Raw genomic sequence first — 25,007 nt, 5'->3', positions numbered from 1 at the left:
AGTGTGAATGCGGGTGGATGTTAGAATACTCACAGACCCGCAAGGTAAAATTGATACGGCACCGCCGTTGGAGAATGTTATGACCGATTTAACTGCAAGCAGCCTGCGCGCGTTGAAACTGATGGACCTGACCACCCTGAACGATGACGACACCAATGAAAAAGTCATCGCCCTGTGTCATCAGGCGAAAACGCCAGTGGGCAACACTGCCGCTGTCTGCATCTATCCGCGCTTTATCCCGATTGCCCGCAAAACGCTGAAAGAGCAGGGTACCCCGGACGTGCGCATTGCAACCGTAACTAACTTCCCGCACGGCAACGACGATATCGAGATCGCGCTGGCGGAAACCCGCGCGGCGATTGCCTACGGCGCAGACGAAGTTGACGTGGTATTCCCGTACCGTGCGCTGATCGCGGGCAACGAGCAGGTGGGCTTTGACCTGGTGAAAGCCTGTAAAGACGCCTGCGCGGCGGCAAACGTGCTGCTGAAAGTGATCATCGAAACCGGCGAACTGAAAGAAGAAGCGCTGATTCGTAAAGCGTCCGAAATCTCCATCAAAGCCGGTGCGGATTTCATTAAAACCTCTACCGGTAAAGTGCCGGTGAATGCGACCCCGGAAAGCGCGCGCATCATGATGGAAGTGATCCGCGATATGGGCGTGTCCAAAACCGTGGGCTTTAAACCGGCGGGCGGCGTGCGTACTGCGGAAGACGCGCAGCAGTTCCTGGCGATTGCCGACGAGCTGTTCGGCGAAGAGTGGGCGGACTCACGTCACTACCGCTTCGGCGCGTCCAGCCTGCTGGCAAGCCTGCTGAAAGCGCTGGGTCATGGCGACGGTAAGAGCGCCAGCAGCTACTAAGTTTGAATTGCCGGGTGGCGCTACGCTTACCCGGCCTACAGGATCGTGGTCGGGTATATCGTACCCGCCATCATTCACCCGATTCCTCATGGGGGTTACCGTGTTTCTCGCACAAGAAATTATTCGTAAAAAACGTGATGGTCATGCATTAAGCGACGAAGAGATCCGCTTCTTTATCAACGGCATTCGAGATAACACCATCTCAGAAGGGCAGATTGCAGCCCTGGCGATGACCATCTTCTTCCACGATATGTCGATGCCTGAGCGTGTCTCGTTGACCATGGCGATGCGAGATTCAGGAACCGTACTGGACTGGAAGAGCCTCAACCTCAACGGTCCGATTGTCGACAAACACTCCACCGGCGGCGTAGGCGATGTAACGTCTCTGATGCTCGGCCCCATGGTGGCGGCCTGCGGCGGTTATATCCCGATGATCTCCGGGCGCGGCCTGGGACACACCGGCGGTACGCTCGACAAACTGGAAGCCATTCCGGGCTTCGATATCTTCCCGGATGACAACCGCTTCCGCGAAATTATTAAAGACGTTGGCGTGGCGATCATCGGCCAGACCAGCTCGCTTGCCCCGGCAGACAAGCGCTTCTACGCAACCCGCGATATCACCGCAACCGTTGACTCCATCCCGCTGATCACCGCCTCTATTCTGGCGAAGAAACTGGCAGAAGGGCTGGACGCGCTGGTAATGGACGTAAAAGTGGGCAGCGGCGCGTTTATGCCAACCTATGAACTCTCTGCTCAGCTTGCTGAAGCGATCGTTGGCGTCGCCAACGGCGCAGGCGTGCGCACCACCGCACTGCTGACGGACATGAATCAGGTGCTGGCCTCCAGCGCCGGTAACGCTGTCGAAGTGCGCGAAGCCGTTCAGTTCCTGACAGGCGAATACCGCAACCCACGACTGTTCGACGTGACCATGGCGCTGTGCGTCGAGATGCTGATTTCAGGCAAACTGGCGAAAGACGACGCTGAAGCGCGCGCGAAGCTGCAGGCGGTGCTGGATAACGGCAAAGCGGCAGAGATCTTTGGCCGCATGGTGGCGGCGCAAAAAGGCCCGACCGACTTCGTGGAAAATTACGCGAAATACCTGCCGACCGCGACGCTCAGCAAAGCCGTTTATGCCGATGGCGAAGGTTTCGTCTCTGCTATGGACACCCGTGCACTGGGTATGGCGGTGGTCTCGATGGGCGGCGGCCGTCGTCAGGCATCGGACACCATTGATTACAGCGTTGGCTTTACCGATATGGCCCGTCTGGGCGACAGCGTTGACGGAGAACGTCCGCTGGCGGTGATCCACGCCAAAGACGAAGCCAGCTGGCAGGAGGCGGCGAAGGCGGTGAAAGCGGCTATTACGCTTGCTGATAAAGCACCAGAAAGCTCGCCTTCGGTCTATCGTCGTATCACCGAATAGCGGTATACTGATCTGATCAATCATTTTTAGCACTACGTACGGAGAACAATTATGAAACGTGCATTTATTATGGTGCTGGACTCATTCGGCATCGGCGCAACCGAAGATGCAGAACGTTTTGGTGACGTGGGTTCCGATACCATGGGTCACATCGCGGAAGCCTGTGCGAAAGGCGAAGCGGACAACGGTCGTAAAGGCCCTCTGACTCTGCCCAATCTGACCCGCCTCGGTCTGGTGAAAGCGCATGAAGGTTCTACCGGTAAAATCGCTGCCGGTATGGACGGCAACGCGGAAGTGGTGGGCGCTTACGCCTGGGCGCATGAGCTCTCTTCCGGTAAAGACACCCCGTCTGGACACTGGGAAATCGCCGGTGTGCCGGTTCTGTTTGACTGGGGCTATTTCTCCGATCACGAGAACAGCTTCCCGCAGGAACTGCTTGATAAGCTGGTGAAACGCGCCAACCTGCCGGGCTACCTCGGTAACTGCCACTCTTCCGGTACCGTGATTCTGGATCAGCTCGGCGAAGAGCACATGAAAACCGGTAAGCCGATTTTCTACACCTCTGCTGACTCCGTATTCCAGATTGCCTGCCACGAAGAGACGTTTGGCCTGGATAAACTGTACGAGCTGTGCGAAATCGCCCGTGAAGAGCTGACCGAAGGCGGCTACAACATTGGTCGTGTTATCGCGCGTCCGTTTATCGGCGACAAAGCGGGTAACTTCCAGCGTACCGGTAACCGTCACGACCTGGCCGTTGAGCCACCGGCACCTACCGTGCTGCAGAAACTGGTTGATGAGAAAGGCGGTCACGTGGTTTCCGTGGGTAAAATCGCCGATATCTACGCCAACTGCGGTATCACCAAAAAGGTGAAAGCCACCGGCCTGGATGCGCTGTTTGACGCGACCGTCAAAGAGATGAAAGAAGCGGGTGATAACACCATCGTCTTCACCAACTTCGTCGACTTCGACTCCTCCTGGGGCCACCGTCGCGACGTGGCGGGTTATGCGGCCGGCCTGGAGCTGTTCGACCGTCGTCTGCCAGAGCTGATGGAGCTGGTGGGTGAAGATGACATTCTGATCCTGACCGCTGACCACGGCTGTGACCCAACCTGGACCGGTACTGACCACACCCGTGAGCACATTCCGGTGCTGGTGTATGGCCCGAAAGTGAAACCGGGCTCGCTGGGTCACCGTGAAACCTTCGCGGACATCGGCCAGACGATTGCGAAATATTTTGGCACGTCTGACATGGAATATGGCAAGGCGATGTTCTGAGTTATGTTGGGTGCGGCCTGATGCCCTCACCCCAACCCTCTCCCACGGGGAGAGGGCGAATTTACAATGAAAAGGAACTGAAGATGGCAACTCCTCACATTAACGCAGAAATGGGTGATTTCGCTGACGTCGTATTGATGCCGGGCGACCCGCTGCGCGCGAAACACATTGCAGAAACTTTCCTGGAAGACGTGCGTGAAGTGAACAACGTTCGCGGCATGCTGGGCTTCACCGGAACGTACAAAGGCCGCAAAATCTCCGTGATGGGCCACGGTATGGGTATCCCATCCTGCTCCATCTACACCAAAGAGCTGATCACCGACTTCGGCGTGAAGAAAATCATCCGTGTTGGCTCCTGCGGCGCGGTGCGCATGGACGTTAAACTGCGTGACGTGGTGATTGGTATGGGTGCCTGCACCGATTCCAAAGTCAACCGTATGCGTTTCAAAGATCACGACTTCGCGGCGATTGCTGACTTCGGCATGGTGCGTAACGCGGTTGACGCGGCTAAAGCGCTGGGCGTTGATGCTCGCGTGGGTAACCTGTTCTCCGCGGATCTGTTCTATGCGCCGGACGGCGGCGAGATGTTCGACGTGATGGAAAAATACGGCATCCTGGGCGTGGAAATGGAAGCGGCGGGCATCTACGGCGTCGCGGCTGAGTTCGGTGCGAAAGCGCTGACCATCTGCACCGTGTCTGACCACATCCGTACCCACGAGCAGACCACGGCTGCTGAGCGTCAGACCACCTTCAACGACATGATCAAAATCGCGCTGGAATCCGTTCTGCTGGGCGATAAAGAGTAATTCTGTCTCTTCCGGCCCTCTCCCTGTGGGAGAGGGTTGGGGTGAGAGCACCAGGCCGCACCTAGCGCACGGCCCGTGCAATCCACGCTGACAACTCCCTCAGCTCATTTTCCTGCCCCGGGAAATCCCCGATCAACGCATCGCATTCCTGCTGCAGCATATCCGCCCGATACAAACAGCCCTGCAAACGAGCCGCCAGCGCCTCTAACGGCGCCGGGTTAAGGCTGTCCGTAAATACCTGCGTGCGGGTGATATGACCTTTCTCTACGTCAAAGTGCAGCTCCACGCCGCCCCAGGTAAAGCGTTCGTCCAGCAGATGCGAAAAGGCAGGCGCCTGGCCAAAGTTCCACTCCCAGCTGCTCTGACGGGCAAAGGTTTCGGCGAAATTGGGCAGATCCGGGGTTTTATCCGGGGAGATCACCTCTGCCTCTACGCGCTCACCGTAATGGGCAAAGAAGGCTTCCTGGATCGCCTTGCAGATTTGCGCGTGAGTGATGTCTGGCAGTAGCTCAACCAGGTTGGCCACGCGCCCCCGCACGGAAGTGATCCCTTTGGCCTGCAGTTTTTTCTTGTCGGGATTCAGGTAGTTCGCCAGACGGCTGAGATCGGCGTTAAGAAGAAGGGTGCCGTGGTGGAAGCCGCGATCCAGTGTTTCGCGATAGGCTGAGCCTGACACTTTGCGATCTCCGTCTGGCGTTTTGACCACCAGATCGTTACGTCCGGAGGCTTCTGCCGTCACGCCGAGCGAATTGAGCGCGTTGAGAACAATGGACGTTGAGATGGTCTTGTCGTATTCCGGCTTACCCGCCATAAAGGTAAAGCAGGTATTGCCCAGATCGTGGAATACCGCACCACCGCCGCTGCTGCGGCGCGCCAGACGGACGTTGTCCTCTTCCATACGCCGGGTGTTACACTCTTTCCACGGATTCTGCGCGCGGCCAATGACCACCGTGTCGGCGTTGCGCCAGAGAAACAGCACGCGTTGGGTGGCGGGCATCTGGCGGAAGATGCACTCTTCTACCGCAAGATTAAACCACGGATCGTAAGAGTCAGAGAGCAGCAGGCGTAACGTCGTCATGGCAGAGTTCCTTTTCCGAATCATCAGCCTACTTTATCACTAATCTTTCTTTTCGCTCTCTTCGTCTTCAGGAACGGATTTACTGGCGGTCAGCAGGAAGGGCGACTGCTGCCAGCGAGTGCGCTTACCCTGCAGCAAGGTGCGGGCCAGTACCACGCCAATGGCGAGGGAGAGCAGGAGCATCAGACGGAGTATATTGGTGGTGTTATCCACCTGTTTGGCTTCCGTGGGCAGGGTATGGGTGTCGAGCGTCAGGCGCAGATACCCCAGCGGACCATTTTTGCCCTGAATAGGTTCGACGATCTGCTGGTTAAAGTAGCCCCCGGCTTTTTTACCGTCCAGCGCCAGCCTGTCGCGTACGTCGACATGCTCGCCCGCGCGGGCAATCAGATCGCCTTTTTCATCGTAGACACCGGCATCCAGGATACGGCTGTTCTCGGTTAACTGACGCAAAACCTGGCTGATGCGTTTGTCATCCGGCGTTTCGGTACGCATAGCGGGCGCGACGTTAAGCGTAACCTGACGCGCCAGCGTGCGGGCCAGCTCCTCAAACTGCGGATTCCGTTGCCGTTGATGATTCTGGCTAAACCACGACGCCCCTTGCATCAGCACCACTAACAGGGCGAGACAGAAAAGGACGATCACGGCACGATGAAGCCGGAATTTCAGTTTTGCGCGAGCCATATTCCACCTGCTGAAAATTTACGGCTTAATGTTGCCAGAAGTGATGGTTACAGGGTAGCCTCATGCGTTATTTTCCCTCTGGAACCTTCCGGCGCGAACGAAATTACAGGAGCTTCAATGCCGAACATTACCTGGTGCGACCTGCCAACGGATGTCTCTTTATGGCCAGGATTGCCGCTCTCTTTAAGTGGCGATGAGGTGATGCCTCTGGATTACCACGCTGGCCGTAGCGGCTGGCTGCTGTACGGACGCGGCCTGGATAAGCAACGCCTTACCCAATATCAAACTAAACTGGGTGCGGCGATGGTGATTGTCGCCGCCTGGTGTGTGGAAGATTATCAGGTCATTCGCCTGGCCGGTTCCCTGACGCAGCGCGCGACGCGTCTGGCGCACGACGCCGGGCTGGACGTTGCCCCGCTGGGTAAAATCCCCCATCTGAAAACGCCGGGTCTGCTGGTGATGGATATGGACTCTACCGCCATCCAGATTGAGTGTATCGATGAGATTGCCAAACTGGCGGGCAGCGGCGAGCTGGTGGCGGAAGTGACCGAGCGCGCGATGCGCGGCGAGCTGGATTTTACTGCCAGCCTGAGACAGCGCGTGGCGACCCTCAAAGGGGCCGATGCCAATATCCTGCGTCAGGTGCGCGATGAACTGCCGCTGATGCCCGGGCTGACGCAACTGGTGCTGAAGTTCCAGTCGCTGGGCTGGAAAGTGGCGATCGCTTCCGGTGGCTTTACCTTCTTCGCGGATTACCTGCGGGAAAAACTGCATCTGACCACCGTGGTCGCCAACGAGCTGGAGATCATGGACGGTAAGCTGACCGGGCAGGTGCTCGGCGATATCGTGGATGCGCAGTATAAAGCCAATACGCTGAGCCGACTGGCCGAGAAATATGAAATTCCGGTTGCCCAGACCGTTGCCATTGGCGATGGCGCAAACGATCTGCCGATGATCAAAGTTGCCGGTCTTGGCATTGCCTACCATGCCAAGCCAAAAGTGAATGAAAAGACGGAAGTGACAATCCGTCACGCTGACCTGATGGGGGTGTTCTGCATCCTCTCCGGCAGCCTGAATCAGAAATAACGGTATGCGATTGTAGGCCGGGTAAGCGTTAGCGCCACCCGGCGCGCAGGCCGCACTGAAATAACGAGGTAAACCGTGGCTAAAGCCCCAAAACGCGCATTTGTCTGTAATGAATGTGGTGCGGATTATCCGCGCTGGCAGGGGCAATGCAGCGCCTGTCATGCCTGGAACACCATCACCGAAGTGCGTGGTGTGGCGGCTTCGCCGAGTGTGGCCCGCAATGAACGCCTGAGCGGCTATGCGGGTAATGCCGGTGTGGCAAAAGTCCAAAAACTGTCAGAGATCAGTCTGGAAGCGTTGCCGCGCTTCTCCACCGGCTTCAAAGAATTTGACCGCGTGCTTGGCGGCGGCGTGGTGCCGGGCAGTGCGATCCTGATCGGCGGTAACCCGGGAGCGGGTAAATCGACCCTGCTGCTGCAAACGCTCTGCAAGCTTGCCGAGCAGATGAAAACCCTGTACGTCACCGGCGAAGAGTCCCTGCAGCAGGTGGCGATGCGAGCACACCGTCTGGGGTTACCTACCGGCAATCTGAATATGCTGTCGGAAACCAGCATTGAGCAGATCTGCATGATTGCCGAAGAAGAGCAGCCGAAGCTGATGGTGATTGACTCCATCCAGGTGATGCACATGGCGGATATTCAGTCCTCGCCGGGCAGCGTGGCGCAGGTGCGTGAGACCGCCGCGTATCTGACGCGCTTTGCCAAAACGCGCGGCGTGGCGATCGTCATGGTCGGCCATGTCACCAAAGACGGCTCGCTGGCGGGGCCAAAAGTGCTTGAGCACTGTATCGACTGCTCCGTGATGCTGGACGGCGACGCAGACTCCCGCTTCCGTACCCTGCGCAGCCACAAAAACCGCTTTGGTGCGGTGAACGAGCTAGGCGTATTTGCCATGACCGAGCAGGGGCTGCGCGAAGTCAGCAACCCGTCGGCCATCTTCCTGAGCCGGGGAGATGAAGTCACCTCCGGCAGTTCGGTGATGGTGCTATGGGAGGGGACGCGCCCGCTGCTCGTTGAAATTCAGGCGCTGGTGGATCACTCGATGATGGGTAATCCGCGGCGCGTGGCGGTCGGTCTGGAACAGAACCGTCTGGCGATCCTGCTGGCGGTGCTACACCGTCATGGTGGCCTGCAAATGGCCGATCAGGACGTCTTCGTCAACGTGGTCGGGGGCGTGAAAGTTTCAGAGACCAGTGCCGATCTGGCGCTGCTGCTGGCGATGGTCTCCAGTCTGCGCGACAGACCGCTGCCGCAGGATCTGGTGGTTTTCGGCGAAGTGGGGCTGGCCGGGGAGATCCGCCCGGTGCCCAGCGGCCAGGAGCGCATCTCCGAGGCGGCGAAACATGGCTTCCGCCGGGCGATTGTGCCGGCGGCCAACGTGCCGAAGAAGATCCCCGAAGGGATGCAGGTCTTTGGCGTTAAAAAACTCGCAGATGCGTTAAATGTCTTTGACGACTTATAATTACGTATTCGATTTTGCAGGAGGCACCGTAATTTATGTCATCATTTGACTACATCAAGACCGCAATCCGTCAGAAAGGCTGCACGCTACAGCAGGTGGCTGACGCCAGCGGCATGACGAAAGGCTATCTTAGCCAGTTGCTGAACGCCAAAATCAAAAGCCCCAGCGCGCAAAAGCTGGAAGCGTTACATCGCTTTCTGGGGCTTGAATTCCCGCGTATGCAAAAGAACATCGGCGTGGTGTTTGGTAAGTTTTACCCGTTGCATACCGGCCATATCTACCTGATCCAGCGCGCCTGTAGCCAGGTCGACGAGCTGCACATCATCATGGGTTACGATGAAACCCGTGACCGTCAGTTGTTTGAAGACAGCGCCATGTCGCAGCAGCCGACGGTGCCGGATCGCCTGCGCTGGCTGCTTCAGACCTTCAAATATCAGAAAAACATTCGCATTCATGCCTTTAACGAAGAGGGCATGGAGCCGTATCCACACGGCTGGGACGTGTGGAGCAACGGCATTAAAGCGTTTATGGAAGAGAAGGGCATTGCGCCCAACTGGATCTATACCTCTGAAGAGTCCGACGCACCGCAGTTCCGCGAGCATCTGGGCATTGAAACGGTGCTGATCGATCCGAAGCGTACATTCATGAACATCAGCGGGGCGCAGATCCGCGAAAACCCGTTCCGCTACTGGGATTACATCCCGACCGAAGTGAAGCCGTTCTTTGTGCGCACAGTTGCGATTCTGGGCGGTGAATCCAGCGGGAAATCGACGCTGGTCAACAAGCTGGCAAATATCTTCAATACTACCAGCGCGTGGGAATACGGACGTGATTATGTCTTTTCCCATCTGGGGGGAGACGAGATGGCGCTGCAGTATTCTGATTACGACAAAATCGCGCTAGGCCATGCTCAGTACATTGATTTCGCGGTGAAATACGCCAACAAAGTGGCCTTCATCGACACCGATTTTGTCACCACACAAGCCTTCTGTAAGAAGTATGAAGGACGCGAGCACCCGTTCGTACAGGCGCTGATCGATGAATATCGCTTCGACCTGGTGATACTGCTGGAAAACAACACGCCGTGGGTCGCCGACGGGATGCGCAGCCTCGGTAGCTCAGTGGACAGAAAAGAGTTCCAGACGATGCTGGTAGAGATGCTTCATGAGAACAACGTGGAGTTTGTCCACGTTGAAGCGTCGGATTACGACACCCGTTTCCTGCGCTGCGTCGAGCTGGTGAAGGAGATGATGGGGGAGCAGGGGTAAAGTCACAGGCTTGCCCCTCTCCCTAACCCTCTCCCCATGGGGGAGAGGGGATCGTACGGAGCTGTCTTTACCCTCTCCCCCGTGGGGAGAGGGCAGGGTGAGGGGGAATTATCCACTCAGAACGCAACCACCACCTTCCCGCGCATATGCCCGTCCAGCACTTTGCGGTGGGCCTCGGTAATGCTTTCCACGCTCAGCCCGTGCAGCGTTTCGCTGAGCGAACTCTCCACCACGCCGTTATCTACCAGCTTCGCCACCTCGTTTAAGATCTCGCCCTGACGCCCCATATCGGCAGTCTGGTACATGCTACGGGTATACATGAATTCCCAGTGCAGGGCGGCGGATTTGGATTTCAGCTTGTCCTGGTTCAGCGGGTGCGCATTTTCGACGATGGAGCAGATGTGTCCCTGCGGCGCAATCAGTTCGCTGACCGCGTCCCAGTGGCCATCGGTATCATTGAGGATGAAAATATAATCCACAAAGGTGATGCCCTGTTTGGCCAGTTCACCTTGCAGATCGTGATAATTCACCACCAGATCCGCGCCGCGATCGCGACACCACTGGGCTGAGTCTTCCCGCGACGCGGTGGCGATGACCCTGACCTTGCTGTTGTGCTTCGCAAACGGGATCGCAAGGGAGCCTACGCCGCCGGCACCGCCGATGATCAGCAGCGTTTTGTCCGACCCGGCATCCTGAATATTCAGGCGCTCAAACAGCCCTTCCCAGGCGGTGAGCGCGGTCAGCGGCAATGCGGCAGCGGCATCCCAGCCAAGGCTTGTCGGTTTGTGTCCGACAATACGCGCATCAATCAGCTGGTGCGTGGCATTACTGCCCGGACGGGTAATGTCGCCGGCGTACCACACTTCGTCGCCCGGTTTGAAACCGGTGACGCTTGTCCCCACCGCTTTGACGACACCGCTGGCATCCCAGCCGAGAATGCGTGGCGCCTGCAGGCCGTTTTTAACAAGACTCGCATGCACTTTAGTATCGACCGGGTTGATGGAAACGGCTTTTACTTCCACCAGCAGATCGTGTTCACCGGGCTGTGGCATCGGTTGGGTGATCTCAATAAAAGCTGCGGGATTTTCAGGATTAACGGCAATGGCTTTAACAGACATGATTAACTCCTCAATGGAATGCGTTTTGTTGAGGCTAGTCTATTAAGTGGTCATGCGCATGATAAGATGGACAATCAAGAACGGAGTGTTCGTATGGGGTGAACAATCATGTTTAAACAGCTGCAGGATATGGCGCTGTTTGCGCTGGTGGCGGAGATGGGGAGTTTTACCGCCGCAGCGCAGAAAGCAGACCTGCCGAAATCCAGCGTTAGCCAGCGGATTAGCCAGCTTGAGCAGCAGGTGGGGATCCGCCTGCTGAACCGCACCACGCGCAGGCTGAATCTGACCTTTGCGGGGGAGCACTATCTGGTGCATTGTCGCGAGATGCTGGCGGCCAGTGAAAGGGCGGAGTATGCCATTCAGCGGCTGCGTGAAAACCCCAGCGGACGGCTTCGCATCACCTGCCCGGCGGGCATTGGCGCGACATTACTGGCACACCTGAATGCCGAGTTTCAGCTCCGCTATCCTGACGTTTCACTGGATGTCTCTATTTCTGACGATGTGCTCGATCTGGTGGAGTCTGGCTTTGACGTGGCGCTGCGTACCGGTAAACCGCAGGACTCCTCGCTGATTGGCCGCATGATTGGCCACTGCCCGCGCTATATGCTGGCCTCACCGGAATACCTGGCACGCCGGGAGCCGCTGTATCATCCCCGCCAGCTGGTGGATCACCGCTGTATTACCCACAAGGCCTGGTCTGAATGGCTCCTGCAAAGCGAGAGTGAGGATTACCGCTATCTGCCGGACAATGCGCATATGACGGATAATCTTGTGTATGCTCGTGAGTGCGCGGTAGCTGGTGCGGGAATCACACTCTTACCCGCTTTTTTGCTGGAAGATAAAATTGAAAAAGGGGCGCTGGTGCAGGTGCTACCGGAGTGGAACGTTGAAGGAAACGATCTCTGGCTCGCCTATCCGAGCCGTAAGCTCAATTCGCCTGCGCTGATGAGCTATATCGACTTTGCGATGCAGTTTGATGAGGTGAAGCGGTTTTACGTGGGTGGGTGATTATGTGCGGCCTGTTGCCCTCACCCTGACCCTCTCCCACGGGGAGAGGGCACAAAGATAAAAAAACGGCAACCGAAGTTGCCGTTTTACTTTTATTTCGCAATACGCTTGTACTTAATACGCTTCGGCTCCAGTGCGTCTGCGCCCAGCGTGCGTTTCTTGTACTCTTCGTATTCGGTGAAGTTACCTTCGAAGAACTCTACCTTACCTTCGTCCTGGTAATCCAGAATGTGGGTGGCGATACGGTCAAGGAACCAACGGTCGTGCGAGATAACCATGGCACAGCCCGGGAACTCCAGCAGGGCGTTTTCCAGCGCGCGCAGGGTTTCGATGTCGAGGTCGTTGGTTGGTTCATCGAGCAGCAGTACGTTACCGCCAACCTGCAGCAGCTTCGCCAGATGCAGACGACCACGCTCACCACCAGACAACTCGCCGACGCGTTTACCCTGATCGGTACCTTTGAAGTTAAAGCGGCCCACGTAGGCACGGCTTGGCATCTCGGTGTTGCCGATACGCATGATATCCAGCCCGCCGGACACTTCTTCCCACACGGTTTTGCTGTTATCCATTGCGTCACGGAACTGGTCAACGGACGCCAGTTTCACCGTTTCACCCAGGGTGATAGAACCGCTGTCTGGCTGCTCCTGACCGGACATCATACGGAACAGGGTGGATTTACCCGCGCCGTTCGGACCGATGATACCGACGATGGCACCCTTCGGTACGGAGAAGGAGAGATCGTCGATCAGCACGCGGTCACCGTAAGATTTACGCAGGTTGCTGACTTCGACCACTTTATCCCCCAGACGCGCGCCAGGTGGAATAAACAGTTCGTTGGTTTCGTTACGTTTCTGGTATTCGGTGTTGTTCAGCTCTTCGAAGCGTGCCAGACGGGCTTTGCCCTTAGACTGACGGCCCTTCGTGCCCTGACGTACCCATTCCAGCTCTTTCTCAATAGACTTACGGCGTGCTGCTTCAGCAGACGCTTCCTGCGCCAGACGCTGATCTTTCTGCTCCAGCCAGGAAGAGTAGTTGCCTTCCCATGGGATACCCTCGCCGCGGTCCAGCTCCAGGATCCAGCCCGCCACGTTGTCGAGGAAGTAACGGTCGTGGGTGATCGCCACCACGGTACCTTCGAAGTCGTGCAGGAAGCGTTCCAGCCACGCCACGGATTCCGCATCCAGGTGGTTAGTGGGTTCGTCGAGCAGCAGCATGTCTGGTTTTTCCAGCAGCAGACGGCACAGCGCCACGCGGCGACGCTCACCACCGGAGAGGTTGGCGATTTTCGCATCCCAGTCCGGCAGACGCAGGGCGTCAGCGGCGCGCTCCAGCTGCACGTTCAGGTTGTGACCGTCGTGCGCCTGGATAATCTCTTCAAATTTGCCTTGCTGAGCGGCCAGTTTATCGAAGTCCGCATCTGGCTCGGCGTATTTGGCATACACTTCATCCAGACCTTTCAGCGCGTTAACCACTTCGGATACCGCTTCTTCAACCGATTCACGAACGGTGTGTTCAGGGTTCAGCTGAGGTTCCTGCGGCAGGTAGCCAATTTTGATGCCTGGTTGCGGACGGGCTTCACCTTCGATGTCTGTATCGATGCCGGCCATGATGCGCAGCAGGGTGGACTTACCGGCACCGTTGAGGCCCAGAACACCGATTTTTGCGCCCGGGAAGAAGCTCAGCGAGATATTTTTAAGAATATGACGTTTCGGCGGTACCACTTTGCCGACACGATGCATGGTATAAACGAATTGAGCCACGTTGGACTTCGCCTCTTTTATCGTGATGAAAAGGAATTTCAGCCTCGAAGTGTAGCCTTTTTCCCGTCCTAATCCCAGCCAGGAACGTCGGGAGTGTTAAAACGCGCAGGAAAGGTAAAAAAGTGTCCGTAACGTGGCGCGTTCCGGGATGCCTGGTTAGCATAAGTTAATTAGACTTTGACGTGGCAAGACGCTGCAATTGACGAAAAAACAATGAGGAAGAGCTTGTGGAAAAAGCCAAACGGGTGGTCTGGCGTCTGCTGGCGGCCAGCGTATGCGTAATGGCGGTAAGCCAGGCGGTGCATGCCGATTCACTGGATGAACAACGTAACCGCTACGCCCAGATTAAACAGGCGTGGGACAACAAACAGATGGATACTGTGCAGGCGTTGATGCCGACGCTGAAAGACTATCCTCTCTATCCCTATCTGGAGTATCGCCAGATTACTGACGATCTCATGAATCAACCCACGGTCACCGTGAATAACTTCATTCAGGCGAACCCGACCCTGCCGCCCGCCCGGAACCTGCAGTCTCGTTTTGTAAACGAGCTGGCGCGTCGTGAAGACTGGCGCGGACTGCTGGCGTTCAGCCCGGAAAAACCGAACACCACGGAAGCCCAGTGTAACTATTACTATGCAAAATGGGCCACCGGTCAGCAGGAGGAAGCCTGGGCCGGGGCAAAAGAGCTGTGGCTGACCGGGAAAAGCCAGCCGAACGCCTGTGATTCGCTCTTTGGTGCCTGGCGTGCTTCCGGTAAACAGGATCCGCTGGCTTACCTTGAACGTATCCGTCTGGCGATGAAAGCCGGAAACACGCGTCTGGTGATGGCTCTGGCGGGTCAAATGCCGTCGGATTACCAGACTATTTCCACGGCCGTGATGTCGCTGGCAAATGACCCCAACAGCGTTCTGACCTTTGCCCGCAGCACGGGAGCGACCGATTTTACCCGACAGATGGCGGCGGTGGCCTTTGCCAGCGTGGCGCGTGACGATGTCGAAAACGCGCGGCTGATGATCCCGCAGCTGGTGCAGGCACAGCAGCTCAATGAAGAGCAAACCCAGGAACTGCGCGACATCGTGGCGTGGAGACTGATGGGCTCGGACGTAACCGACGAACAGGCCCGCTGGCGGGACGATGCCATTATGCGCTCCAACTCCACGTCGCTGGTGGAACGTCGCGTGCGTATGGCGCTGGGGACGGGCGATCGTAAAGGCCTTAATACCTGGCTTGCGCGTCTGCCGATGGAAGCCAAAGAGAAAGACGAATGGCGCTACTGGCAGGCGGATCTGCTGATGGAGCGGGGACGCGATGACGAAGCCAAAGAGATCCTCCACGCGCTGATGCAGCAGCGAGGCTTCTACCCGATGGTGGCCGCGCAGCGTCTGGGTGAGGAGTACACCTTCCGCATTGATAAAGCGCCGGGTAACGCCAGCCCGGCGTTGACCCAGGGGCCGGAAATGGCGCGCGTGCGCGAGCTGATGTACTGGAATATGGACAACACCGCCCGTAGCGAGTGGGCGAATCTGGTCACCAGCCGCACAACGGATGAGAAAGCCCAACTTGCCCGTTACGCCTTTGATAACCACTGGTGGGATCTGAGCGTTCAGGCGACGATCGCTGGCAAGCTGTGGGATCATCTCGAAGAACGTTTCCCGCTGGCCTACAAAGATCTGTTCGATCGCTACACCAGCGGTAAAGATATTCCGCAAAGCTATGCCATGGCGATTGCCCGTCAGGAGAGCGCCTGGAACCCGAAAGTCCGTTCCCCGGTAGGGGCCAGCGGCCTGATGCAGATTATGCCGGGCACGGCGACGCATACGGTGAAGATGTTTAATATCCCGGGATACAGCAGTCCATCACAGCTGCTGGATCCGGATACCAACATCAACATTGGTACCAGCTATCTGCAGTACGTCTATCAGCAGTTTGGTAACAACCGCATTTTCGCCTCTGCGGCGTATAACGCGGGCCCAGGGCGTGTGCGTACCTGGCTGGGTAACAGCGCCGGACGCATCGACGCCGTGGCGTTTGTCGAGAGCATTCCGTTCTCAGAAACGCGCGGCTACGTGAAGAACGTGTTGGCGTATGATGCCTATTACCGTTACTTCATGGGGCAAAAAGATACCCTGATGAGCGATGCGGAGTGGCAGAGACGTTACTGATTGGGATGGGTTGTGTTATGCTGTACTCGTTAATGAGTACAACAGGCGGCATAACATGACCCAGCATTCCCCGTATTCCTCGGCACTGGCCGAACAACGTCATCAGGAGTGGCTTCGTTTTGTGGAGTTGCTCCGCCAGTCTTACGACCAGGATCTGCATTTACCCCTGCTGCAACTGATGCTGACGCCGGACGAGCGTGAGGCGTTGGGCACGCGCGTGCGGATCATCGAAGAGTTACTGCGCGGTGAGATGAGCCAGCGTGAGCTCAAAAACGAGCTGGGCGCGGGGATCGCGACGATCACCCGCGGTTCAAACAGCCTGAAGTCTGCGCCGGTTGAGCTGCGTCAGTGGCTGGAAGCGGTATTGCTGAAAAACGCCGGATGACGGCTGCGCCTTATCCGGCCTACACGTTCAACGATAAATGGCGTTATGGAACGGGCTTAACGCCAGGATCACTGCCTGATGGTAAACGCTTGAGCGCGTAAGCGCGCCAGCAGTAAAGACGCCAATCGCTCCTTCTTTACGGCCTATTTCATCAATGCCGGTGTATTGCGACATCACTGGCCCGAGCGCTTCGCCTGCGCGCACTTTTTCCAGAATGATGTCCGGCAGCGGCAGGGTGGCCGAGCGTGCTTCACCGCGCTGTTCACGGCTTTCGATAACCACCCAGCTAAATGTCGCGCCCTCGTCAATTCCCGCTTCAATGGCGACCCAGAAGTCGGCATCGGGTGCGGCCGCTTTCGCATTTAACACGCGATTTCGTGCGCCAGCGCGCGTTTCTTCGCTGCCAAACGGCTGTTCAGGAACGCCACTCTCGACGCCGACGGCATCAATATGGCAGGATCCTTCGCCGAAAATCTCTTCAAATGCCCTTAGAATTGCCTGAATTTTGGCAGGATTGGTGGTAGCAGAGACAACATGGTGCATAATTAAGCTCGATTCAAAAAAACTCATCGCAGTATAACGGAAAAAAAGCATGTTACAGGTATACCTTGTTCGCCACGGTGAAACGCAGTGGAACGCCGAGCGACGTATTCAAGGCCAGTCCGACAGTCCTCTCACTGAAAAGGGTGTGCAGCAAGCGTGGCAGGTGGCAGAACGTGCCAGAACGCTGGGCATTACCCATGTCATCACCAGCGATCTAGGTCGCACGCAGCAGACGGCGCGCATAATTGCTGATGCCTGTGGTTGTGATGTGCTGCTTGAACCGCGCCTGCGCGAGCTGGATATGGGGGTGCTCGAAAAACGCCATATCGATACGCTGACGGAAACGGAAGAGGGCTGGCGCCGCACGCTGGTTAACGGTACCGAAGATGGCCGTATCCCTGAGGGCGAATCCATGCAGGAGCTGAGCGTGCGTATGCATGCTGCGCTGGCGGAATGCCTGAAGATGCCCGCCGGAAGCCGTCCACTGCTGGTGAGTCACGGGATTGCGCTGGGATGTCTGGTCAGCACCATTCTGGGGTTACCGGCCTATGCGGAGCGCCGTTTGCGTCTGCGCAACTGCTCTATTTCCCGTATTGATTATCAGGAAAGCGCGTGGTTGGCGTCGGGATGGGTCGTTGAGATGGCAGGGGACATTTCGCATCTTGATGCCCCTGCACTGGATGAACTGCAGCGCTAACGACGGATCGGGATTAAGAATTCCATCCGCAGATTAATGGGGCCTTCTTCCGGTTTTGCATCGCTTGCCGGGTAGTAGCGCTCAATATCCTGACCTTTACGGCGATTCAGGTTCAGCATAGGCATGCATGTTCCGTAAACGGTCAGGATGAATTCCTGTACGCCCGTTCCCAGCCCTTCGTAGGAGAACATCACATACTCTCCGCCTTCCAGCACGACCGGTTTAGAGCCCTGAATATAGCCATTGGCCATCTCCGGCGTTAACGCGGTGGTGTAGAACACCTCCTGCTCGTCGTCTTTTTCCTGGCTTGGATGCGTTTCGTTGAGACCATACAGGATAGGCGGGATCGCCGGGGCATGGCTCAGGAAGTCGCGCCAGAACTGAACGCGCATTTGATGGCGGAACTCAGAAATCTGCTCCAGAGAACAGGTGTAGCTCTGTGTCGTACCGATCAAATGGGTTTCCGGCAGGGTAATGATTTCGTACTTCGGCATGGCGAACTCGCCCAGACGCAGCGGCGGGCGCATACCGTATGAGCTCCAGTCAGGTGAACGGCGATAGAGTGCTGGCGTCAACGAGAACTGTTTTTTAAAGGCTCGGGTGAACGTTTGTTGCGAGTCGAAACGATACTGCAGGGCAATATCAAGAATGGGCCGCGCGGTCAGGCGTAAGGCCACCGCAGATTTAGATAAACGACGTGCGCGAATATAGGCACCGATAGCATGACCGGTGACATCCTTGAACATCCTTTGCAGATGCCACTTGGAATAGCCTGCTTTAGCCGCCACATTATCCAGTGACAAAGGCTGGTCAAGATGACCTTCCAGCCAGGTTAGCAGGTCGCGAATAATTCCAGCCTGATCCATATACTATCCTCATCCTTAAAACAGCAGGTGCCTGATAACAGGTTAGCGGATAATAGCATTTTTTGATGTTTTAGCATTCAGTGTTTTTTTTGCTCATTAATGCTTTTTGTCCTGCGTTTTGGGTGAATATATTCTAATCCTGTGATCTTGCTACATTTTTGTCTAACGTGTTGAATAATCGCTCAACGTAATATTAAGAAATGGTAACAATATGAAATATAAGACATTGCTCTTAACAGCCTTACTGCTGATAGCGGGCCGCGCGGCGCAGGCGGAACAGATTGGTTCTGTCGACACCGTGTTTAAAATGTTTGGGCCGGACCACAAAATTGTGGTGGAGGCGTTTGACGATCCGGATGTGAAAAACGTCACCTGCTACGTTAGCCGGGCAAAAACCGGGGGGATTAAAGGCGGTCTGGGACTGGCCGAGGATACATCCGATGCGGCCATCTCCTGCCAGCAGGTCGGGCCGGTTGAACTGAGCGACAAAATCAAAAACGGCAAAGCGCAGGGGGATGTGGTGTTCCAGAAACGGACGTCGCTGGTCTTCAAAAAGCTGCAGGTGGTGCGTTTTTACGATGCTAAACGTAACACCCTGGCCTACCTTGCTTACTCCGACAAAGTAGTGGAAGGCTCACCGAAAAACGCGATTAGCGCGGTGCCGATTATGCCGTGGCGGGAATAAAAAAAACGGCGCTTTCGCGCCGTTTTTTATGGTGTTGACTGCGGGATCACTCCTGCAGGTCACCGCAGAAACGATAGCCTTCGCCGTGGATCGTGGCGATGATTTCCGGCGTATCTGGCGTAGATTCGAAATGTTTACGAATACGACGGATGGTCACGTCTACAGTACGGTCGTGTGGCTTCAGTTCACGGCCGGTCATTTTCTTCAGCAGTTCTGCACGGGACTGAATTTTGCCCGGGTTTTCACAGAAGTGCAGCATCGCGCGGAATTCACTGCGCGGCAGTTTATACTGCTCACCGTTCGGGCTGATCAGTGAACGGCTATTGATATCGAGTTCCCAGCCGTTGAATTTGTAGCTGTCTACGCTACGACGCTCTTCGCTGACGGTGCCCAGGTTCATGGTGCGGGACAGCAGGTTGCGTGCACGAATGGTTAACTCGCGTGGGTTAAACGGTTTGGTGATGTAGTCATCCGCACCGATTTCCAGGCCAAGGATCTTATCAACTTCGTTATCACGGCCTGTCAGGAACATTAATGCGACGTTCGCCTGTTCACGCAGTTCGCGCGCCAGCAGAAGGCCGTTTTTACCTGGCAGATTGATATCCATAATGACCAGGTTAATATCATTTTCAGAAAGGATCTGATGCATCTCTGCGCCATCGGTCGCTTCAAAGACATCGTAGCCTTCTGCTTCGAAAATGCTCTTCAACGTGTTGCGTGTTACCAACTCGTCTTCAACGATAAGAATGTGCGGGGTCTGCATGTTTGCTACCTAAATTGCCAACTAAATCGAAACAGGAAGTACAAAAGTCCCTGACCTGCCTGATGCATGTCGCAAATTAACATGACCGGGCTAACGTGACTAAAGTACGTAATTGCGTTCTTGATGCACTTTCCATCAACGTCAACAACATCATTAGCTTGGTCGTGGGTACTTTCCCTTTGGACCCGACAGTGTCAAAAACGGCTGTCATCCTAACCATTTTAACAGCAACATAACAGGCTAAGTGACACCTGACACCCAATAAAACTACGCTTCGTTGACATATATCAAGTTCAATTGTAGCACGTTAACAGTTTGATGAAATCATCATAGCTAAATGCTAGCCTTTGTCACAATTTTTCAATAAACCAACTAGTTGCGGATCTTGATTGATAAACGTTACGAATCCAACTTAAATCGCGTATTCACCCTGTCATTATCATTATAAAACATAAGGATAATCAGGTTCTGTTAACATTCTAAATGATTGTTCAGCTACAAAATAGTTTAGCGCTTTTAATTTGTTATGAAACGCTATTTCGGTGATTTGTGTTGCAAAATTGTAAATTCACGCCGCGTAATATGTTGACGCGCATCACATTAATCCCCGCTAACTGATTAAAAAGAGAGCATAAATGCATCTGTCGATTGTACTGGTCGCGCCAGCCAGAGCTGAAAATATAGGCGCTGCGGCGCGTGCCATGAAGACCATGGGGTTCACCGATTTGCGTATTGTGGACAGCGCTGCTCACCTGGAGCCCGCGGCGCGTTGGGTGGCGCACGGGTCGGGCGATATTCTTGATAATATAACCACTTACGACACGCTCGCCGACGCGCTGCACGATATTTCGTTTACCGTTGCGACCACGGCGCGCAGTCGGGCGAAGTTCCACTATTACGCCACGCCAGCGGAACTGGTACCGATGCTGAGCGAGAAAAGCCAGTGGCTGGAAAAAGCGGCGCTGGTGTTTGGGCGGGAAGATTCAGGATTAACAAACGACGAACTGGCGCTCGCGGATGTGCTGACGGGGGCTCCAATGGTCGCGGATTACCCGTCCCTGAATTTAGGCCAGGCGGTGATGGTCTATTGTTATCAATTAGCGTCCTTAATACAAATTCCTCAACCGCCAGCGGTGGGTACCGACGAAAACCAGCTGGCCGCGCTGCGTACGCGCGTTGACAACCTGCTGATGCAACTTGGCGTGGCGGATGACCAAAAAATGGCTGACTGGCTGCAGCAGCGTCTTGGGCGTCTGGAGCAGCGCGATACGGCAATGCTGCACCGTTTGCTGCACGATATCGAAAAAAAATTAGCCGAGTAAAATGCTGCCATAAGTTTTTACTATGGCGTAAGCGTCTGAAGTTAAGGGTTGCCTCTGGCGGAATCGGATGAAAATAAATCTGCACGCAGCGGGACGTAAGAATACGCTGAATTGTGATCAAATTAAAAATTCATTGACTTAAGGTGCCCGATCCTTTAACCCTAAAAGAATACAGCACAGACAGATAATAATGACAGAGTACACAACATCCATGAAACGCATCAGCATCACCACCATTACCACAACCATCATCATTACCACAGGTAACGATGCGGGCTGACGCGTACAGGAAAAACAGAAAAAAGCCCGCACCTGAACAGTGCGGGCTTTTTTTTCGGCTAAAGGAAACGAGGTAGAACCATGCGAGTGTTGAAGTTCGGCGGTACATCAGTGGCAAATGCAGAACGCTTTCTGCGTGTTGCCGATATCCTGGAGAGCAACGCCAGGCAGGGACAGGTCGCGACCGTTCTCTCTGCGCCGGCAAAAATCACTAACCACCTGGTGGCGATGATTGAAAAGACCATTGGCGGTCAGGATGCACTTCCGAACATTAGCGATGCCGAGCGTATCTTCGCCGAGCTGCTTCAGGGGCTGGCGGAGGCACAGCCAGGTTTCCCGCTCGTACAGCTGAAAGCCTTCGTAGAACAAGAATTTGCCCAGATTAAACATGTGCTGCACGGTATCAGCCTGCTGGGTCAGTGCCCGGACAGCATCAACGCGGCGTTAATTTGCCGCGGTGAGAAACTCTCTATCGCCATCATGGCGGGCCTGCTGGAAGCGCGCGGGCATCACGTCACGGTGATTGATCCGGTTGAAAAACTGCTGGCGGTGGGCCACTACCTCGAATCCACCGTTGATATTGCTGAATCAACCCGCCGCATCGCTGCGAGCAAAATTCCTTCTGACCATATGATCCTGATGGCGGGCTTCACCGCCGGCAATGAAAAGGGTGAACTGGTGGTACTGGGCCGTAACGGCTCTGATTACTCTGCTGCCGTGCTGGCCGCCTGTTTACGCGCGGACTGTTGCGAGATCTGGACTGACGTTGACGGCGTATACACCTGCGACCCGCGCCAGGTACCGGACGCCAGGCTGCTGAAGTCGATGTCTTACCAGGAGGCGATGGAGCTTTCCTACTTCGGCGCGAAAGTGCTTCACCCTCGTACCATCTCCCCCATTGCCCAGTTCCAGATCCCTTGCCTGATTAAAAATACCGGTAACCCGCAAGCGCCTGGCACGCTGATTGGCGCCAGCACCGACGAAGATGGCCTGCCGGTGAAAGGTATCTCTAACCTCAACAACATGGCAATGTTCAGCGTCTCCGGGCCTGGTATGAAAGGGATGGTTGGCATGGCGGCGCGCGTGTTTGCCGCAATGTCACGCAATGGGATCTCTGTGGTGCTGATCACCCAGTCCTCATCGGAATACAGCATCAGCTTCTGCGTGCCGCAGGGTGACTGTCTGCGCGCCCGTCGTGCGCTGGAAGAAGAGTTCTATCTGGAGCTGAAAGAAGAGCTGCTGGAGCCATTATCCATTCAGGAACGTCTTGCGGTTATCTCCGTGGTTGGCGACGGTATGCGCACGCTGCGCGGTATCTCCGCCAAGTTCTTTGCCGCGCTGGCGCGCGCCAATATTAATATCGTGGCCATTGCCCAGGGCTCATCCGAGCGTTCTATTTCGGTGGTGGTTGATAACGATGACGCGACTACCGGCGTACGCGTGGTTCATCAGATGCTGTTCAACACCGATCAGGTGATTGAGCTGTTCCTGATTGGCGTGGGCGGCGTTGGCGGTGCGCTGCTGGAGCAGGTGAAGCGTCAGCAGGAGTGGTTGAAGAAGAAGCATATCGATCTGCGCGTCTGCGGGATCGCCAACTCAAAAGCGCTGCTGACCAACGTTCACGGGCTGAACCTGGAAAACTGGCAGGCCGAGTTGAACGAGGCAAAAGAGCCGTTCAACCTGGGGCGTCTGATCCGTCTGGTGAAAGAGTATCACCTGCTGAACCCGGTGATTGTCGATTGTACGTCGAACCAGGCGGTTGCCGATCAGTACGCGGACTTCCTGCGCGAAGGCTTCCATGTGGTCACGCCGAACAAAAAGGCCAACACCTCGTCGATGGATTACTATCACCAGCTGCGTCTGGCGGCGAGCAAATCGCGCCGCAAGTTCCTGTACGACACTAACGTGGGGGCGGGCCTGCCGGTTATCGAAAACCTGCAGAACCTGCTGAACGCGGGCGACGAACTGCAACGTTTCTCCGGCATTCTCTCCGGCTCGCTGTCCTTTATTTTCGGTAAGCTGGATGAAGGGATGAGCCTCTCAGAAGCAACCCGCGCCGCGCGTGAACTGGGCTACACCGAGCCGGATCCGCGTGACGATCTCTCCGGTATGGATGTGGCGCGCAAACTGCTTATTCTGGCGCGCGAAACGGGCCGTGAGCTGGAGCTTTCCGATATCGTGATAGAACCCGTGCTGCCGGCTGAATTTGACAGCAGCGGTGACGTCAGCGCCTTTATGGACAAGTTACCGCAGCTGGATGACGCTTTTGCCGCACGCGTGGCGAAAGCCCGTGATGAAGGTAAGGTATTGCGCTATGTTGGCAACATTGAAGAAGATGGCGTGTGCCGGGTGAAGGTTGCCGAAGTCGATGGCAACGATCCGCTGTACAAAGTCAAAAACGGCGAAAACGCCCTGGCGTTTTACAGCCACTATTATCAGCCATTGCCGCTGGTGCTTCGCGGCTATGGCGCAGGGAACGATGTTACGGCGGCGGGTGTGTTTGCCGATCTGCTGCGTACCCTGTCATGGAAGTTAGGAGTTTAACATGGTCAAAGTTTATGCCCCGGCTTCCAGCGCCAATATGAGCGTCGGGTTTGATGTGCTGGGTGCGGCGGTGACGCCGGTGGACGGTTCACTATTGGGCGATACGGTCACGGTGGAAGCAGCAGAAAGCTTCAGCCTGAATAACGTGGGACGTTTTGCCAGCAAGCTGCCGTCCGAACCGCGCGAGAATATTGTCTATCAGTGCTGGGAGCGTTTCTGTCAGGAGATCGGGAAAAACGTGCCGGTCGCCATGACACTGGAAAAAAGTATGCCGATTGGCTCTGGCCTGGGATCAAGTGCCTGCTCTGTTGTGGCCGCGCTGGTGGCGATGAATGAGCACTGTGGCAAACCCCTGAACAATAGCCGTCTGCTGGGGTTAATGGGTGAGCTGGAAGGCCGCATCTCTGGCAGTATCCACTACGATAACGTCGCGCCGTGTTTCCTCGGCGGTATGCAGTTGATGATCGAAGAAAATGGCATCATCAGCCAGCAGGTGCCAGGGTTTGATGAGTGGCTGTGGGTGCTGGCCTACCCGGGTATCAAAGTTTCTACCGCGGAAGCACGTGCGATCCTGCCTGCGCAGTATCGTCGTCAGGACTGCATCGCCCACGGACGTCACCTGGCAGGCTTTATTCACGCCTGTTATACCCGTCAGCCACAGCTGGCGGCGAAATTGATGAAAGATGTGATTGCCGAACCGTATCGTACGAAGTTGCTGCCTGGCTTTAATGAGGCGCGACTGGCATCGCTTGATATTGGCGCGCAGGCGTGCGGCATCTCCGGCTCCGGCCCGACGCTGTTCGCCCTGTGCGATAAGCCAGACACCGCGCAGCGCGTGGCGGACTGGCTCTCTAAACACTACCTGCAAAATCAGGAAGGCTTTGTTCATATTTGCCGTCTGGACACGGCTGGCGCACGAGTACTGGGATAAC

At 55.9% G+C, this 25,007-nt stretch carries 24 protein-coding genes and 1 other annotated feature; of the genes, 17 read left to right on the top strand and 7 right to left on the bottom strand.

The genetic code is table 11. The annotated features are described in order from the left end of the window. Positions 1 to 79: 79 nt before the first annotated feature. The 4 genes from deoC to deoD all read left to right on the top strand — a co-directional run bounded on the left by deoC (position 80) and on the right by deoD (position 4,363). Entirely contained in the window at positions 80 to 859 is a 780-nt protein-coding gene (deoC, locus tag VF709_RS10945) for a deoxyribose-phosphate aldolase (RefSeq protein WP_013095489.1), read from the top strand. Between the two features lie 100 nt (positions 860 to 959). Next, positions 960 to 2,282, top strand: a complete 1,323-nt coding sequence (gene deoA, locus VF709_RS10940) for a thymidine phosphorylase (protein WP_095908429.1) — start codon at positions 960 to 962, stop codon at positions 2,280 to 2,282. Positions 2,283 to 2,333: 51 nt separating this feature from the next. Further along, positions 2,334 to 3,557, top strand: a complete 1,224-nt coding sequence (deoB, locus tag VF709_RS10935) for a phosphopentomutase (protein ID WP_013095491.1) — start codon at positions 2,334 to 2,336, stop codon at positions 3,555 to 3,557. An 83-nt stretch (positions 3,558 to 3,640) separates the two neighbouring features. Continuing rightward, positions 3,641 to 4,363, top strand: coding sequence for a purine-nucleoside phosphorylase (gene deoD, locus VF709_RS10930; protein ID WP_013095492.1), 723 nt, complete (start codon positions 3,641 to 3,643; stop codon positions 4,361 to 4,363). 61 nt (positions 4,364 to 4,424) lie between these two features. Here the strand turns inward: deoD and lplA are convergent, their stop codons facing one another. Further along, complete coding sequence (gene lplA / locus VF709_RS10925) at positions 4,425 to 5,441, bottom strand: lipoate--protein ligase LplA (RefSeq protein ID WP_038418649.1); 1,017 nt, start codon at positions 5,439 to 5,441, stop codon at positions 4,425 to 4,427. A gap of 39 nt (positions 5,442 to 5,480) precedes the next feature. Continuing rightward, the gene (locus tag VF709_RS10920) at positions 5,481 to 6,125 is read right to left on the bottom strand and encodes a YtjB family periplasmic protein (RefSeq protein ID WP_013095494.1); all 645 of its coding nucleotides are present in this window, start codon (positions 6,123 to 6,125) and stop codon (positions 5,481 to 5,483) included. Positions 6,126 to 6,242: 117 nt separating this feature from the next. On the opposite strand from VF709_RS10920, the gene serB reads away from it, so the two are divergent. The 3 genes from serB (at position 6,243) to nadR (ending at position 9,940) form a co-directional block, all read left to right on the top strand. Continuing rightward, complete coding sequence (gene serB / locus VF709_RS10915; protein WP_440231574.1) at positions 6,243 to 7,211, top strand: phosphoserine phosphatase; 969 nt, start codon at positions 6,243 to 6,245, stop codon at positions 7,209 to 7,211. A gap of 75 nt (positions 7,212 to 7,286) precedes the next feature. Continuing rightward, entirely contained in the window at positions 7,287 to 8,672 is a 1,386-nt protein-coding gene (radA, locus tag VF709_RS10910) for a DNA repair protein RadA (RefSeq protein ID WP_013095496.1), read from the top strand. Between the two features lie 35 nt (positions 8,673 to 8,707). Next, positions 8,708 to 9,940, top strand: coding sequence for a multifunctional transcriptional regulator/nicotinamide-nucleotide adenylyltransferase/ribosylnicotinamide kinase NadR (nadR, locus tag VF709_RS10905; RefSeq protein ID WP_014830583.1), 1,233 nt, complete (start codon positions 8,708 to 8,710; stop codon positions 9,938 to 9,940). Between the two features lie 116 nt (positions 9,941 to 10,056). Here the strand turns inward: nadR and VF709_RS10900 are convergent, their stop codons facing one another. Further along, positions 10,057 to 11,058 carry a zinc-binding alcohol dehydrogenase family protein gene (locus VF709_RS10900; protein WP_149896537.1) on the bottom strand — a complete coding sequence of 334 codons (1,002 nt, stop codon included), beginning with the start codon at positions 11,056 to 11,058 and terminating at the stop codon, positions 10,057 to 10,059. A gap of 108 nt (positions 11,059 to 11,166) precedes the next feature. On the opposite strand from VF709_RS10900, the gene VF709_RS10895 reads away from it, so the two are divergent. Next, positions 11,167 to 12,066 carry a LysR family transcriptional regulator gene (locus VF709_RS10895; protein ID WP_038418651.1) on the top strand — a complete coding sequence of 300 codons (900 nt, stop codon included), beginning with the start codon at positions 11,167 to 11,169 and terminating at the stop codon, positions 12,064 to 12,066. Positions 12,067 to 12,158: 92 nt separating this feature from the next. Here VF709_RS10895 and ettA read toward each other — a convergent pair whose 3' ends face one another. After that, positions 12,159 to 13,826 (bottom strand): energy-dependent translational throttle protein EttA, encoded by a 1,668-nt coding sequence (ettA, locus tag VF709_RS10890; RefSeq protein ID WP_013095500.1) that lies wholly within the window; start codon positions 13,824 to 13,826, stop codon positions 12,159 to 12,161. Between the two features lie 227 nt (positions 13,827 to 14,053). Between ettA and sltY the strand changes: the two genes are divergently transcribed. Further along, the gene (gene sltY / locus VF709_RS10885; RefSeq protein ID WP_013095501.1) at positions 14,054 to 15,991 is read left to right on the top strand and encodes a murein transglycosylase; all 1,938 of its coding nucleotides are present in this window, start codon (positions 14,054 to 14,056) and stop codon (positions 15,989 to 15,991) included. 55 nt (positions 15,992 to 16,046) lie between these two features. Next, a complete protein-coding gene (trpR, locus tag VF709_RS10880) occupies positions 16,047 to 16,376 on the top strand; it encodes a trp operon repressor (protein ID WP_013095502.1) in 330 nt (109 codons plus the stop codon). Between the two features lie 27 nt (positions 16,377 to 16,403). Here the strand turns inward: trpR and yjjX are convergent, their stop codons facing one another. Further along, positions 16,404 to 16,919, bottom strand: coding sequence for an inosine/xanthosine triphosphatase (gene yjjX / locus VF709_RS10875; protein ID WP_029882672.1), 516 nt, complete (start codon positions 16,917 to 16,919; stop codon positions 16,404 to 16,406). Positions 16,920 to 16,968: 49 nt separating this feature from the next. Between yjjX and gpmB the strand changes: the two genes are divergently transcribed. Continuing rightward, positions 16,969 to 17,616 carry a 2,3-diphosphoglycerate-dependent phosphoglycerate mutase GpmB gene (gene gpmB, locus VF709_RS10870; RefSeq protein WP_440231571.1) on the top strand — a complete coding sequence of 216 codons (648 nt, stop codon included), beginning with the start codon at positions 16,969 to 16,971 and terminating at the stop codon, positions 17,614 to 17,616. On the opposite strand, the gene robA is transcribed toward gpmB, so the two are convergent. Beyond that, on the bottom strand, positions 17,613 to 18,482 hold the full coding sequence (gene robA, locus VF709_RS10865; protein ID WP_013095505.1) for an MDR efflux pump AcrAB transcriptional activator RobA: 870 nt from the start codon (positions 18,480 to 18,482) through the stop codon (positions 17,613 to 17,615). The genes gpmB and robA overlap by 4 nt on opposite strands. 211 nt (positions 18,483 to 18,693) lie before the next feature. Between robA and creA the strand changes: the two genes are divergently transcribed. Then, positions 18,694 to 19,167 (top strand): protein CreA, encoded by a 474-nt coding sequence (gene creA / locus VF709_RS10860; protein WP_040020122.1) that lies wholly within the window; start codon positions 18,694 to 18,696, stop codon positions 19,165 to 19,167. 46 nt (positions 19,168 to 19,213) lie between these two features. Here creA and arcA read toward each other — a convergent pair whose 3' ends face one another. After that, positions 19,214 to 19,930 (bottom strand): two-component system response regulator ArcA, encoded by a 717-nt coding sequence (gene arcA, locus VF709_RS10855; protein ID WP_003856501.1) that lies wholly within the window; start codon positions 19,928 to 19,930, stop codon positions 19,214 to 19,216. A gap of 95 nt (positions 19,931 to 20,025) precedes the next feature. Here arcA and yjjY point away from each other — a divergent pair, with 95 nt between their 5' ends. The 5 genes from yjjY to thrB all read left to right on the top strand — a co-directional run bounded on the left by yjjY (position 20,026) and on the right by thrB (position 25,006). Then, positions 20,026 to 20,166 carry a protein YjjY gene (gene yjjY, locus VF709_RS10850; protein ID WP_001541509.1) on the top strand — a complete coding sequence of 47 codons (141 nt, stop codon included), beginning with the start codon at positions 20,026 to 20,028 and terminating at the stop codon, positions 20,164 to 20,166. A gap of 399 nt (positions 20,167 to 20,565) precedes the next feature. Beyond that, positions 20,566 to 21,252 (top strand): tRNA/rRNA methyltransferase, encoded by a 687-nt coding sequence (locus VF709_RS10845; protein WP_038418655.1) that lies wholly within the window; start codon positions 20,566 to 20,568, stop codon positions 21,250 to 21,252. Between the two features lie 211 nt (positions 21,253 to 21,463). Beyond that, positions 21,464 to 21,532, top strand: a complete 69-nt coding sequence (gene thrL / locus VF709_RS10840) for a thr operon leader peptide (RefSeq protein WP_015572623.1) — start codon at positions 21,464 to 21,466, stop codon at positions 21,530 to 21,532. Then, positions 21,471 to 21,588, top strand: a sequence feature (Thr leader region). (Overlaps the previous gene by 62 nt.) A gap of 24 nt (positions 21,589 to 21,612) precedes the next feature. Then, on the top strand, positions 21,613 to 24,075 hold the full coding sequence (gene thrA, locus VF709_RS10835) for a bifunctional aspartate kinase/homoserine dehydrogenase I (RefSeq protein WP_038418656.1): 2,463 nt from the start codon (positions 21,613 to 21,615) through the stop codon (positions 24,073 to 24,075). A gap of 1 nt (position 24,076) precedes the next feature. Beyond that, positions 24,077 to 25,006, top strand: a complete 930-nt coding sequence (gene thrB / locus VF709_RS10830) for a homoserine kinase (RefSeq protein ID WP_038418657.1) — start codon at positions 24,077 to 24,079, stop codon at positions 25,004 to 25,006. The last annotated feature ends 1 nt before the right edge of the window (position 25,007 follow it).

Source organism: Enterobacter sp. Lyrl_3 (assembly GCF_051948675.1).
Taxonomy (GTDB): Bacteria; Pseudomonadota; Gammaproteobacteria; order Enterobacterales; family Enterobacteriaceae; genus Enterobacter; species Enterobacter cloacae.
The sequence above is the reverse complement of the archived record's forward strand: the minus strand, read 5'-3'. Positions and strand labels throughout refer to the sequence as shown.

Coding starts and splice junctions, on each gene's coding strand:
- deoC (WP_013095489.1), top strand. CDS start 80: ATGACCGATTTAACTGCAAGCAGCCTGCGCGCGTTGAAACTGATGGAC.
- deoB (WP_013095491.1), top strand. CDS start 2,334: ATGAAACGTGCATTTATTATGGTGCTGGACTCATTCGGCATCGGCGCA.
- deoD (WP_013095492.1), top strand. CDS start 3,641: ATGGCAACTCCTCACATTAACGCAGAAATGGGTGATTTCGCTGACGTC.
- lplA (WP_038418649.1), bottom strand. CDS start 5,441: ATGACGACGTTACGCCTGCTGCTCTCTGACTCTTACGATCCGTGGTTT.
- VF709_RS10920 (WP_013095494.1), bottom strand. CDS start 6,125: ATGGCTCGCGCAAAACTGAAATTCCGGCTTCATCGTGCCGTGATCGTC.
- serB (WP_440231574.1), top strand. CDS start 6,243: ATGCCGAACATTACCTGGTGCGACCTGCCAACGGATGTCTCTTTATGG.
- nadR (WP_014830583.1), top strand. CDS start 8,708: ATGTCATCATTTGACTACATCAAGACCGCAATCCGTCAGAAAGGCTGC.
- VF709_RS10900 (WP_149896537.1), bottom strand. CDS start 11,058: ATGTCTGTTAAAGCCATTGCCGTTAATCCTGAAAATCCCGCAGCTTTT.
- VF709_RS10895 (WP_038418651.1), top strand. CDS start 11,167: ATGTTTAAACAGCTGCAGGATATGGCGCTGTTTGCGCTGGTGGCGGAG.
- trpR (WP_013095502.1), top strand. CDS start 16,047: ATGACCCAGCATTCCCCGTATTCCTCGGCACTGGCCGAACAACGTCAT.
- yjjX (WP_029882672.1), bottom strand. CDS start 16,919: ATGCACCATGTTGTCTCTGCTACCACCAATCCTGCCAAAATTCAGGCA.
- gpmB (WP_440231571.1), top strand. CDS start 16,969: ATGTTACAGGTATACCTTGTTCGCCACGGTGAAACGCAGTGGAACGCC.
- robA (WP_013095505.1), bottom strand. CDS start 18,482: ATGGATCAGGCTGGAATTATTCGCGACCTGCTAACCTGGCTGGAAGGT.
- creA (WP_040020122.1), top strand. CDS start 18,694: ATGAAATATAAGACATTGCTCTTAACAGCCTTACTGCTGATAGCGGGC.
- arcA (WP_003856501.1), bottom strand. CDS start 19,930: ATGCAGACCCCGCACATTCTTATCGTTGAAGACGAGTTGGTAACACGC.
- VF709_RS10845 (WP_038418655.1), top strand. CDS start 20,566: ATGCATCTGTCGATTGTACTGGTCGCGCCAGCCAGAGCTGAAAATATA.
- thrA (WP_038418656.1), top strand. CDS start 21,613: ATGCGAGTGTTGAAGTTCGGCGGTACATCAGTGGCAAATGCAGAACGC.
- thrB (WP_038418657.1), top strand. CDS start 24,077: ATGGTCAAAGTTTATGCCCCGGCTTCCAGCGCCAATATGAGCGTCGGG.